Genomic DNA, 11,665 nt, shown 5'->3' with positions numbered 1-11,665 from the left:
AGTTTTGATCTTTTTATGAACTTAATCCAAAAAGTGGCGTCTACTATTATGCTTGTTGATTAATTGCAGTTAATACAGGTTTTATGTTGATTTCCCCTTATTTGATTACTAATTTTAGTAATGATTAAGCCAGTTCATTTTGAACTGGCTTTTTTTATGCCCATAATTTGATTTGTTTAAATCAATCTGAATAAAAATAAATAATCTTTTGTAAATTATTTTGAATTAATTATTTTGTTTTCCGGTCTACTCTAATGCCTGTTGTTATATAGCCTCACCCAGTAATATTAGTTATTTTGGTGATTATGTATTTAAGTTGCAGCTTGCTCAGGCACATGTTGATTTTCCCTTTGATTACTTAATTTAGTAATATTTGACCAGCTTATTTTGAGCTGGTTTTTTTATGTCTGTAATTTCTTTGCTCCCCTACTTCTATTGCCTGTTATTGGTTATGATGGCATGTCTCTAAATTTTATAAGTTTATTTTATGCTCACTCAAGTACTCACTAATATTGATTGGCTAAGCGCCGGTGCAGGTGTTGCGTTAGGCGCCCTATTTTACGGCGTTGTATCAACACAGCTTCGCAAAAAGTTACATCTACAAATAAGCGAACAGCAGCAACAGCTTTCCCTATTACAAAATCAATTTGATAATAAAGAGCTGCAATATAGCGCCTTGCAAGAAGATCACGAACTGCTAGAGCATACTCACCAAGAACAGCGCGACGAAGCCCAGCATTTTAAAACGCGTTTTAGCGAACAAGAAAAACAAAGCGTTCAATACAATCATTTTTGGCGCAAAGCCGAAGGCGAGCTTGCAGCGCTTCGTGAGCAATATAATCAACGCGATGTTGAATATAATAATATGCGCACCACCCTTGAGCAAAAACAACAAAACTTTACCGAGCAACTCGCGCAAATTGAGCAAAGTAAAAATATGCTCAAAAAAGAATTTGAAAACCTAGCCAATAAGATTTTAGAAGAAAAATCACAAAGCTTTAAAACCTTAAATCAAGAAAGCATTGAACAATTATTAAAACCAGTTCAGGGCGAGCTAAAAGGCTTTAGAGAAAAAATGGAGTCAATACACGTTGAAGATATAAAACAACGTACTGCGCTCAAAACCGAATTACTGCATTTACAGGCTAAAAGCCAAGCTATAACAGATCAAGCCGACAAGCTCAGCAACGCGCTACAAGGGCAAAAGAAGACCCAAGGTAATTGGGGCGAACTCATGCTCGAAAACGTGTTAGATAGCGCTGGCTTACGTGCCGGTGTTGATTATAAGCGTGAAGTGTCGTTTAACACTGAAGATGGTCGTTTGCGCCCTGATGTAGTTGTTTACTTACCACAAGGTCGCCACTTAGTTATTGATGCTAAAACATCGCTAAATGCTTATACCCGTTACGTTAACGCCGAAAATGAGCTAGATGCTAATCAAGCAATTAAAGAGCATGTGAACGCTGTTACAGCGCGTATTAATGAGCTTGCGAGTAAATCGTACGACCGTTTACCAGGTATTAACTCGCCAGAAGTTGTGGTTATGTTTGTACCAATAGAATCAGCTTTTGTAGAAGCACTTAAATACCAAAGTGATATTTACCAACAAGCAATCGAAAAAAATATACTGGTAGCTACACCCACTACCCTGCTTACTAGTTTAAATATTGTGAAACAGCTTTGGCGTTTTGAAGAGCAAACCAAATACTCAAAAGAGTTGGCAAATCGGGCTGAGCGCTTTTATAACAAGCTCAATGGCTTTTTATTGAGTATGGAAGGTGTTGGTAAGCAGCTTGATAAAGCCAAAGAAAGCTACGATAAAGCATTCTCGCAGTTATACCGTGGTAAAGGTAATTTAATTAAACAAGCATCTGAATTTAAAGAGCTTGGTGTATCGGTACAAAAAGAGTTACCTAATGAAAGTGTTGAACGCGCGCAGCTAGAGCTTGATTAAATTTGTTAAGTGTTTTCATTTAAGTATGCTAAATAATGTACGTTAGAAATCAGAGGTGTTTATGAATAATAAGATTATAGGTATTGTTTTAATCGTTATAGGTATCGCTTTAATTATGTGGGGATATGACGTATATGATGCGGCAGCTTCGCAGTTAAGCCGTGCATTTAGTGGTGATACACCAATAGAAGCATGGGCGGGTTTTATTGGCGGTGCTGTTTGTGTATTAATTGGTATTAAAAAGCTTAAGTAACATAAATAAAATACAGCTTACTAAATAAGCTGTATTAGTTTATTCGTAATCCATCATTTTTAGTAATTCATTTAATTTACTTTCTGGCAGGCATTCGCCTTTATCCCAATAAGAGTTTAGTAACGCAGTTAAACTGCCAATACGCTGTGATTTTTTCTGCATTTGCTCAATCAAAATGTCAGCTTCTTTTTGTTTTTTTTCTAAACGTTCGATTATTACTGTGTGGTTTAGCTCGCCGTTTTCGTTACGTAATAAAGGTATTTCGTTGAGTGAAAACCCCAAGCTTTGTGAAAATTTAATTAATTGCAGTTTTTCTAAGTTTTGTTGGGTGTACAGCCTATAACCATTAGCACTGCGAGTGGTTGGTGCTAATAACCCTTTGCTTTCGTAAAAACGAATAGTGCTGGCAGGTATGTTGGTAAGTTTTGCAAGTTCGCCTATTTTCATAACTAATAATAACTCCACTTTACATGAACTTAGTAGGTTGACCTTCAAGCTAACTTTAAGGTTATAGTTGTTTTAATGTCAATTTAATTAGCCAATAATTATGCGCAACCCTGTGTTTACCTCCTTTACCTTGCCAAGTGGTTTAGTATTAAAAAATCGTATTGCCAAAGCCGCTATGGAAGAAAACCTAGCACAAGAGGACCAAACGCCCTCCCAAGCACTTAAAAACGTTTATAGCGCATGGGCTAAAGGCGGTACAGGGCTAATTATTACTGGCAATGTAATGGTTGATCATTTAGCGATGACAGGCCCTGGTGGCCTTGTGCTTGAGCAAAGCACCGATATTACAGCCTTTGCAGAGCTTGCTCGTTTATCAAAGCAAAATAATTGCAAAGTAGTGATGCAAATTAATCACCCTGGTAGGCAAGTATTTAAAAAAATGGGCGGAAAAGTTCTATCAGCGTCAAGTGTTGCACTTAATATGGGTAAGCACTCGCACTTATTTGGCGTACCTAAGGCAATGACGCAAACCGACATTGACGACGTTATTACCCGCTTTACACAAACAGCACTACAAGCTGAAAAAGCCGGTTTTAATGGCGTACAAATACATGCAGCGCATGGCTATTTACTTGCTCAGTTTTTATCGCCACTTACTAATAAACGCGACGATAAATGGGGTGGCAACCTACAAAATAGAGCCCGCTTACTTCTCGAAATAACTCGCAGTATTAAAGCAACTTGTTCCCCTACCTTTTCGGTTTCGGTAAAGTTAAACTCTGCTGATTTTCAGCGAGGTGGGTTTGAACCCAATGACGCGCAAGTTGTAGTGGATTTATTGAATGAACTCAATGTTGATTTTGTGGAGTTATCGGGTGGCAGTTACGAAGCACCGGCAATGCAAGGCAAAACAGGTGACGAACGCACGCTTGCCCGCGAAGCATACTTTTTAGAGTTTGCAAAAGCGATTAGCCAACGCTCATCAATCCCAATAATGACCACTGGCGGCATTAGTCGCTTATCTATAGCCAACAACGTGATTGAAAGTGGAGTGGCCCTCGTGGGTATTGCCACTGCGCTTGCATACCAACCAAATTTAGTAAACAAATGGCAAAACGAGCCACTGCAACTAGCCGTATTACCCAGTGTTACTTGGCAAGATAAATCCCTCGCAGGGCTTGCCACTATGGCACTGGTAAAAAGGCAAATACGACGTATAGGCGAAGGTAAGCCTGTAAAAACAAATGCTTCACCAATATTTACTTTAATTAGCGACCAACTACGTTCGGTTAAATTAACTAAGCGTTACCGAAAACGCTTTGCTAGTGAGATTAACTAAGCTTTAGTATTCATATTTTTTATTTATTAGGTTTTGTTTACTAATTTGTACACATGAATAAATGTAACCATTTTTATGTTGTATAAATGAGTATTAAGGCGTGCACCAATTTGGAAATTTACTTTTTTATCAAGCTATTAAAGTGCACTATTTTGTGCACTTTAAAGTACTGTACGAGTAAAGAAAATAATCATTCCTAAATGTTAATTAAAGTACGTGTTCAGCGCTCGTTAATTTAACCATCTTATTGATAATATTGATGTTTATTGCTTTTCGTTCGCTTGAATTTGGTTGGTATTTATACTAGGTTATAGCGTAGATATTTAACCTTACTCAAGGAGAATAGTTACATGGTATCTCGCAGGAATTTTATTAAAGCAGGCGCTGCTTTAAGTTTAGGCTCTATTTTTAGTGCTTCAGCCTTGGCTGAACAACTAAAGGTAAAAATGTCTAACGGCAGTGTTATGCAAACTAAAGGATCAATAGATAAAAGCGCTGCTCTACCCACAAACGATCTTACTAACGCTAAGCATTATCGCCCAGAAGCAAGAATGGGCTTAGGTGGCCTTGCCGCTGGTAATGGCTTTAACACTATATCAAGCGATACAGAAATTTTAACAATGCTAAACGCCGCATGGGATTCTGGTATTCGTCATTTTGATACATCACCTTTTTACGGCTTGAGCTTAAGCGAAAGGCGCTTCGGTGATTTACTTCGAAACAAAAAGCGTGAAGATTATGTTTTATCCTCAAAAGTTGGCCGCTTGCTTACTCCTTCCGCAGAGCCTTTAGAAAATAGCTGGCACTGGGCTGATCACTCACCTTTTCATTATAAATATGATTATTCAGCATCGGGTACACGTCGCTCTATAGAAGATACGCTACAGCGTATTGGTGTAGCCTCACTTGATATTGTTTATATTCACGATTTATCTCCACAAAATAGCGATATGGGAGATGATTGGCTTAAGTATTTTGATCAGGCAGCCAAAGGAGCTATTCCTGAGTTAACTAAAATGCGTGATGAAGGAATAATTAAAGGCTGGGGTTTTGGAGTAAATACACCTCATGCTATTTATAAAGCGCTTGATATGTCAGACCCCGATATTTGCTTACTAGCGCTGCAATATTCAATTTTAGATCATAAGCAAGCACTTGATAAAACCTTTCCTATGCTTGATAAACGAGGTGTTTCTGCGGTTATTGGTGCTCCGCTTAATGGTGGTTTTTTAGCTGGGCGTAATCGCTTTAATTACTCACCTAAAATTCCTGGGCCTATGCAGCAAAAGTTTAACGCAATTAGCGAAGTTGCATCAAAACATGGGATTGATATAAAAACGGCTGCGCTACAATTTGCAGAGGCGCCGTCAACGGTATCCTCAATTATTCCTGGCGCACGCACGGCAGAGCAAATTAAAGCTAATGTAGCCTCAATGAAAGTTACCATACCAAGCGAATTTTGGAGTGAGTTGAAATCTAAACAGCTTATTGCAGAAAACGCGCCCATACCTGCATAAAAAATAGGTGTGCCATTTACTTGGCACACCTAGTTATAGCTAATGTATTGTTAATTTTTTTAAGCAACGCTTGCTAAAAGTGTATTGATTGCTGGGCATGTGGATAAGTCCAATTAACACACTCTTGCGCTAAGTCACGATGGTATTTACCGCCAAAACTTAACGTTGCGGTTAAAATTTACTGTAGACGCGCTGCTTGCAGGCGTTTAAAAGCAACGCTTTTTACAAAATTCTTAAACCACACATTCATTAACTCCTGCATTCGAATAAATGAGAAGCTGCGCATCTAGCGTGAGCAAGCTCTATGTCTTGTATCTCCCGATAAATAGTAGACACAAGGCGCAGATCTAATAGATAGAAGAACCTACCGATTACACTACCTCAAGCGGTAAAATGTTTTATATAACAGCTCGTAACCTTATAAACAAAACGAACACCGCAGTGAATATGTTAAAAGAGGATTGTTTAATTGTGGTTGACTAAAAGCATCATTGCGTGCCTATTAGATATTATGCGGTTTGGTATTAGGCAGCGCTTTATCCTGCTGGCGAGAGCGTATGGAACTAATTAAAAGAGCTACATATATAAAGCAAAAAGTTACTGTAAACCCCCATTACAGTTAGGCTGTAAATAGTAAGTTAGCACTACTTAGTCAATTGAGCATTGCTAACTGATTTAATTAAAAAGCACATTTACCATTATTTTTATACCATTGTGCTTTTGCTAAAATGATTGCAATACTCTACAACTTTGCTTTTATAAACTTTAAAATATCAAGCACATTGCGATTTATTAACCCACTTTTTGTATGGTTGATGCTTATCGTACAGTACATTAAAGATATACGTGTAAATGAGTATAAATACTAAAAAGCCTGCTTCTAATGCTGCGGCAGCCAGCCATGTAATATTTAAATACCAAGCGAGCATTGGCAGCGTTATTACAACCATACCCAGCTCAAAGCCACATGCATGGGTAACACGGGTTAGTAAGCTGCGATCTTTTCGGTTATGCCCTGCTATTTTATCAAACACTATGTTGTAAATGTAGTTCCATAACATGGCAAAAATTGATAAACCAATGCCTACTATTGCCATTTTTCCTGTTGCAAACCCACCAAAATAAACAGATGCAGGAACAATAATAAATAATGCAATCATCTCAAATATTAGGGCCTGAAAAATACGTTCTAATGTGTTCATATATAAATAAGTTCTTTAGTGAATGACGAGACGGTTATTTCATTCATTATTAAGATACATGTTAGTTAGCTAGTATCGGTAAAATCGATATGTTTAGTATTGAACAACTTCAGGCATTTGTAGCTACCGTTGAGGCTGGATCGTTTTCGGCCGCAGCGCGTAGTTTAAGTAAAGCGCAGTCGGTAGTAAGTCAGCATATTATTAATTTAGAAATAGACTGTAATGCAACATTATTTGAGCGTACAGGGCGTTATCCACAATTAACGGATGCCGGTAAACAGTTACTACCTCAGGCTAAGGCTGTGCTTAATCAACACCAGCGATTAACAAGCTCTGCATTAGCACTAAACGAAAAAACACCAACCGAAATCACTATCGCACTTGACGAAGGGATCCCATTTAAAACTATCGCAAGTATTATTAGCAAGCTGCAAACTAAGTATCCTTATGTATCGCTTGAGTTTTTAAGTGCATCGAGCCATGACATAATTGACATGCTAAATAGCGAAAAGCCTATAACGGGTATTATTTTTAGTGAATTAAATATACCGAGTTACTTAGACTATGAATGTATTGGATCGGTAAAATTTGATTTATATGTTGCTAAATCGCACCCTTTAGCGGGGATCAGATGTGAAAATATGGATGGCCTTCGGCTACATCGACAACTTCTTCTTCGTTCGCGCAATACACAAACAAGCAGCTTTCAGCTAAAAATTAGCCCAGAGATTTGGTATGCCGATAATTACTTTGTATTACTCGAGCTAGCAATACAAGGTAACGGGTGGTGCTTATTACCAAACCATGTAGCTCTAGATGCAGTACAAAGTGGTGAGCTGGTTAAACTTCCTCTTGAGTTTGAAGAAATGGGTTGGTTGGCTAATGTTGATGTATTACAGCATCAGCGGCATAGTAATCAAAAAGTGTTTAAAGCGCTTCGAAGTGTATTACGAGGGCTGTTATAAAATTTCTATTGTGGAATATTACTTCCATAATGATTGGGTTTTTTACCTCTTTTTTAACTGCGCTGATAAAGCCAAAATAGCGTCATCAACACAGCGTATTAAACGACTAGAGGCAAAACACATGAAAGCAATTGGATATCAACAAAACTTACCTATTTCAAACGAGCTATCACTTCAAGACATCGAGCTTGAAATACCTACAGCACACGGCTACGATATTTTAGTGGAAGTAAAAGCAGTATCTGTTAATCCGGCTGATTTTAAAATTCGTGAATCAATGCCTGCGCCAGAAGGCGAATACAGAGTACTTGGTTTTGATGCTACAGGCATTGTTAAATCTGTTGGCGAAAATGTGTCTTTATTTAAACCTGGCGACAAAGTTTGGTATGCCGGCGATGTAACGCGTTCAGGCAGTAATGCACAGTTTCAATTAGTTGATGAGCGTATTGTAGGTAAAATGCCAACGACGTTATCTAACTTTGAAGCCGCAGCGCTTCCTCTTACTAGCCTTACCGCATGGGAGTTGTTGTTTGATAGATTAAACGTAGCGGAAAAAGATGGTTCTAAAAGTATTTTAGTGATCGGGGCTGCCGGCGGTGTAGGCTCAATTATGGTGCAATTGTTAAAGCAGCGCACTAAGCTTAAAATTATTGCTACAGCGTCTCGCGCCGAAACCACATCGTGGTTAGAGGATTTAGGCGCCGATACTATTATTAATCACCGTAATTTATTAAGCGAAGAGTTTGCAGCTAAAAACTTAGGTGAAGTAGATTATGTTGTTAGCTTAAATAACACTGCTCAACACTTGCCTGAAATAGTTAAAGTTATTAAGCCACAAGGTAAGTTTGCACTGATTGACGACCCTGAAACGCTTGATATTGTGCCATTCAAAACCAAATGTGTGTCGGTACACTGGGAACTTATGTTTACTCGTTCATTATTTAAAACGGACGATATGCAAGAGCAACACGTTATTTTAAATAACGTAGCGACGATGATTGACGAAGGCCTTATAAAAACAACGTTTGGTGAGCATTTAGGCACTATTAACGCCGTTAATTTACGTAAAGCGCATCAGCATCTTGAAACGCAAACGGCTAAAGGTAAGGTTGTTTTAGAGGGTTTTTAAATAACCACTCTATAAGTACATTTTGAGTACACAAAGCAAAGCCCCTAACGGGGCTTTTTTATATCTGTTATTTGTATAACTCTTTGTAATTAGGCATATGTTCAACCCAAAATGGCGGTGTACCAATATACTCTTGCACGGTTTTAATAAACTCACTTACCAATGGGGTTTGTTTACGATGAGGGTAAAGCGCGTAAATACCTGTGCCCATAGTTGATAGTTTATAATTAGTTAAAAGCGGCACAAGGCCCATTTTATCAATAGGTTCTTCTAAATTAAATAAATCGAGCATTACATACCCAAGCCCTGCTTTTACTGCATCGACCATAGCGCGTACGTCACTCACTTTGTAATTTCCTTTCATTTTATATATTTTTTGCTCATCACCATGAGGCTCAGTACTTATTTTTACCTGGTCGAGACTTACATCGCCATTGCCATAGATAATAGCGGGTAAAGCTAATAAATCGTCTGGTGTGGTAGGCATTCCATGTTTTTTTATAAAATCATGTGATGCAACAAGCGCAAAGTGCATATTAGCAATTTTTTTAGCCATTAAATTAGAGTCGTTTAGTTTGCCTATTCTAAAGGCTAAATCGTAATGGTCGCTAATAATATCGTTACGCTTATCGTCAAGCATCAGGGTTATTTTTACCTCAGGATACTTTTGCATAAATATATTAATAGCGGGCTGAATATACTGCTGACCAAAAAACATACCTGAGGTAATACGCAAAATCCCTTTCGGCTTTGCCTGATATGAGTCGGCTATGCTATGGATATCAGAAAGTGTATCAATAAGAATATGCGCTTGCGCTAAAATTTCCTCTCCTGCTGAGGTAAGCGAAAACGAGCGCGTTGAGCGATTCAGCAATTGCACACCTAAACTGGTTTCGAGCTTTTTAATTTGTTTAGACAGCGACGAATTATCCATATCATGCAGTGCTGCGGCTTTGGCAAATGAGCCTTGTTGCACTACATCTACAAATAACGTTAATTGATTAGTTATCGACATATCACTCTCCTAAATCCCAATAAGGAACATCGCCATAATAGTCACTGGTAAAGTCAACAAAAGCACGCACTTTACTGGGTAAAAATTGCCTGTTTGCATACACCATGTAAAGCCCCATTGGCTCGGGTTCATAGTCTTTTAAAATGCGTACCACCCTACCTTGAGCCAGTGCCTCCCCTGCTATAAACGTAGGCTGCATGGTAATACCGCCTCCTGCAATGGCTGTGTTTAGTAACAAGTCACCATTATTAGCTACTAAGTTACTTTCAAGTTTTAATTCATTTTTTAGCTCGTCATAGCCTTTGAGTCTTTTTGTGGGCTCGGCGTGTGCATAACGTAAATAGTTATGCTCTTGCAGCGCTTCTAATGTGGTTGGCGTGCCGTTTTGCTTTAAATAGGCAGGTGATGCAAATATTGCTAAGCGAATAGGTGCTACTTTCTTCGCTATTAATGTTGAGCTTTTTAACGTACCAATACGCAGTGCTATATCAATACCTTGTTCAACTATATCTACAAATTGATCGGTTAATCGTAAATCTATTTTTAAATTTGGATGCTGGTTTTGAAAATCAACTAATAAACCTGCCAAATGCTTAACCCCAAACGACATTGGCGCACTAATACTAAGCATACCCGATACATTTTCGCTTAAGTTATTGAGTGAGTTTTCCATATCTTCAATATCAATAACGACCTGTTGGCAACGCTGATAATATTGGTTTCCGGCCTCTGTAACACTTACTTTTCGCGTTGTACGGTGCAATAAACGCGTGTGTAAATTGTCTTCCAATGCAGAAATATACTTGCTGACTAATTGCGGCGAAATATCGAGTTTGTCGGCAGCTTTTGAAAACGATCCTTCTTGCACAACGGCTAAAAAGGCCTTCATAGTGGTTAGCTTATCCATTTTTAACAATATCTTGTTTGTAATTTATAAATAAATAGCACATTTATCACCAAATTAAAAAGCAATAAAGTCGCTATATCAAAATCAACTAATTAGGTAATAGCATGACTCAGCCCGCTTTATTTATATCTCACGGCTCGCCAATGATGGCTGTACAGCAATCGGTTACCTCTGATTTTTTAACATCGCTTGGTCAAACTCTTAAAACACCAAGCGCTATTGTTATTTTTTCGGCGCACTTTGATATTGCTAACGATAAAACAACACACGACATAGTGATCACTGCCGGTAATGCACCGCAGACTATTCATGATTTTTATAATTTTCCTGCGTACATGTATCAAATTCAGTACCCTGCACCAGGTGAGCCCGCACTTGCCAATACCATTGCACAGCTTTTTAGCACTAAAGGTATTAAAGCTGTGCTTGATGTAAAGCAAGGGTGGGATCATGGCGTGTGGATACCACTACGGTTAATGTATCCAGCGGCTAATATACCTATTGTTCAGGTGTCTATTAATACACGTTTAGGCGCAAAAGCCATGTACGAATTCGGGCAGTTACTTGCACCGCTTCGCGATCAAAACATATTAATTATTGGCTCAGGTGGCATTAGCCATAATCTACCCGAAATATTTAAAAAACCACCTACGCCTAACCGCGTTCAAATGGTTAGTGAGTTTACTCAATGGGTTGAACAAACGCTTTTAGCGCACAATACATTCGCGTTGTTAGATTATTTAAACCAAGCGCCTCACGTATTATTTAATCATTCTACCCAAGAGCACTTTTTACCACTTTTTGCGGCTATGGGAGCAGGTACAAATGAAGTTGAAAAAATATTTAGTGATATCGAAATGGGTGTTTTAACGCTTGATGCTTATAAATTTACTTAAAGGTTTGTATATATAGGAGGATTGTTAGTTGTGAGATTGGT

At 38.3% G+C, this 11,665-nt stretch carries 11 protein-coding genes; 7 read left to right on the top strand and 4 right to left on the bottom strand.

Features of this window, described 5'->3' with window-relative positions; genetic code table 11:
- Positions 1-487: 487 nt before the first annotated feature.
- Together rmuC and WNY79_RS14535 are read left to right on the top strand one after the other, a co-directional pair.
- Complete coding sequence (gene rmuC / locus WNY79_RS14540) at positions 488-1,954, top strand: DNA recombination protein RmuC (protein WP_024600341.1); 1,467 nt, start codon at positions 488-490, stop codon at positions 1,952-1,954.
- 61 nt (positions 1,955-2,015) lie between these two features.
- Entirely contained in the window at positions 2,016-2,207 is a 192-nt protein-coding gene (locus tag WNY79_RS14535) for a DUF3185 family protein (RefSeq protein WP_024600342.1), read from the top strand.
- A 39-nt stretch (positions 2,208-2,246) separates the two neighbouring features.
- On the opposite strand, the gene WNY79_RS14530 is transcribed toward WNY79_RS14535, so the two are convergent.
- Complete coding sequence (locus tag WNY79_RS14530; RefSeq protein ID WP_024600343.1) at positions 2,247-2,654, bottom strand: MerR family transcriptional regulator; 408 nt, start codon at positions 2,652-2,654, stop codon at positions 2,247-2,249.
- Between the two features lie 100 nt (positions 2,655-2,754).
- On the opposite strand from WNY79_RS14530, the gene WNY79_RS14525 reads away from it, so the two are divergent.
- Both WNY79_RS14525 and WNY79_RS14520 read left to right on the top strand, forming a co-directional pair.
- On the top strand, positions 2,755-3,993 hold the full coding sequence (locus WNY79_RS14525) for an NADH:flavin oxidoreductase/NADH oxidase family protein (protein WP_342876206.1): 1,239 nt from the start codon (positions 2,755-2,757) through the stop codon (positions 3,991-3,993).
- Between the two features lie 350 nt (positions 3,994-4,343).
- Positions 4,344-5,510 (top strand): aldo/keto reductase, encoded by a 1,167-nt coding sequence (locus WNY79_RS14520; RefSeq protein WP_024600345.1) that lies wholly within the window; start codon positions 4,344-4,346, stop codon positions 5,508-5,510.
- A 773-nt stretch (positions 5,511-6,283) separates the two neighbouring features.
- Here the strand turns inward: WNY79_RS14520 and WNY79_RS14515 are convergent.
- Positions 6,284-6,712, bottom strand: a complete 429-nt coding sequence (locus WNY79_RS14515; protein ID WP_024600346.1) for a PACE efflux transporter — start codon at positions 6,710-6,712, stop codon at positions 6,284-6,286.
- Positions 6,713-6,801: 89 nt separating this feature from the next.
- Between WNY79_RS14515 and WNY79_RS14510 the strand changes: the two genes are divergently transcribed.
- Complete coding sequence (locus tag WNY79_RS14510; protein WP_294120869.1) at positions 6,802-7,677, top strand: LysR family transcriptional regulator; 876 nt, start codon at positions 6,802-6,804, stop codon at positions 7,675-7,677.
- A 121-nt stretch (positions 7,678-7,798) separates the two neighbouring features.
- Positions 7,799-8,806, top strand: coding sequence for a zinc-binding alcohol dehydrogenase family protein (locus WNY79_RS14505; RefSeq protein WP_342876205.1), 1,008 nt, complete (start codon positions 7,799-7,801; stop codon positions 8,804-8,806).
- Positions 8,807-8,873: 67 nt separating this feature from the next.
- Here the strand turns inward: WNY79_RS14505 and WNY79_RS14500 are convergent, their stop codons facing one another.
- Entirely contained in the window at positions 8,874-9,821 is a 948-nt protein-coding gene (locus WNY79_RS14500) for a LysR family transcriptional regulator (protein WP_024600349.1), read from the bottom strand.
- A gap of 1 nt (position 9,822) precedes the next feature.
- On the bottom strand, positions 9,823-10,728 hold the full coding sequence (locus WNY79_RS14495) for a LysR family transcriptional regulator (RefSeq protein WP_342876204.1): 906 nt from the start codon (positions 10,726-10,728) through the stop codon (positions 9,823-9,825).
- A 104-nt stretch (positions 10,729-10,832) separates the two neighbouring features.
- Between WNY79_RS14495 and WNY79_RS14490 the strand changes: the two genes are divergently transcribed.
- On the top strand, positions 10,833-11,624 hold the full coding sequence (locus WNY79_RS14490) for a class III extradiol ring-cleavage dioxygenase (protein WP_342876203.1): 792 nt from the start codon (positions 10,833-10,835) through the stop codon (positions 11,622-11,624).
- Positions 11,625-11,665: the final 41 nt, after the last annotated feature.

The organism is Pseudoalteromonas sp. AS84 (assembly GCF_038900255.1).
Classification (GTDB): Bacteria; Pseudomonadota; Gammaproteobacteria; order Enterobacterales; family Alteromonadaceae; genus Pseudoalteromonas.
Note: the sequence above shows the minus strand (reverse complement) of the source record. Positions and strands in the feature narration are given on the sequence as shown.

Coding starts and splice junctions, on each gene's coding strand:
- WNY79_RS14490 (WP_342876203.1), top strand. CDS start 10,833: ATGACTCAGCCCGCTTTATTTATATCTCACGGCTCGCCAATGATGGCT.
- WNY79_RS14525 (WP_342876206.1), top strand. CDS start 2,755: ATGCGCAACCCTGTGTTTACCTCCTTTACCTTGCCAAGTGGTTTAGTA.
- WNY79_RS14505 (WP_342876205.1), top strand. CDS start 7,799: ATGAAAGCAATTGGATATCAACAAAACTTACCTATTTCAAACGAGCTA.
- WNY79_RS14500 (WP_024600349.1), bottom strand. CDS start 9,821: ATGTCGATAACTAATCAATTAACGTTATTTGTAGATGTAGTGCAACAA.
- WNY79_RS14520 (WP_024600345.1), top strand. CDS start 4,344: ATGGTATCTCGCAGGAATTTTATTAAAGCAGGCGCTGCTTTAAGTTTA.
- WNY79_RS14535 (WP_024600342.1), top strand. CDS start 2,016: ATGAATAATAAGATTATAGGTATTGTTTTAATCGTTATAGGTATCGCT.
- rmuC (WP_024600341.1), top strand. CDS start 488: ATGCTCACTCAAGTACTCACTAATATTGATTGGCTAAGCGCCGGTGCA.
- WNY79_RS14510 (WP_294120869.1), top strand. CDS start 6,802: ATGTTTAGTATTGAACAACTTCAGGCATTTGTAGCTACCGTTGAGGCT.
- WNY79_RS14515 (WP_024600346.1), bottom strand. CDS start 6,712: ATGAACACATTAGAACGTATTTTTCAGGCCCTAATATTTGAGATGATT.
- WNY79_RS14495 (WP_342876204.1), bottom strand. CDS start 10,728: ATGGATAAGCTAACCACTATGAAGGCCTTTTTAGCCGTTGTGCAAGAA.
- WNY79_RS14530 (WP_024600343.1), bottom strand. CDS start 2,654: ATGAAAATAGGCGAACTTGCAAAACTTACCAACATACCTGCCAGCACT.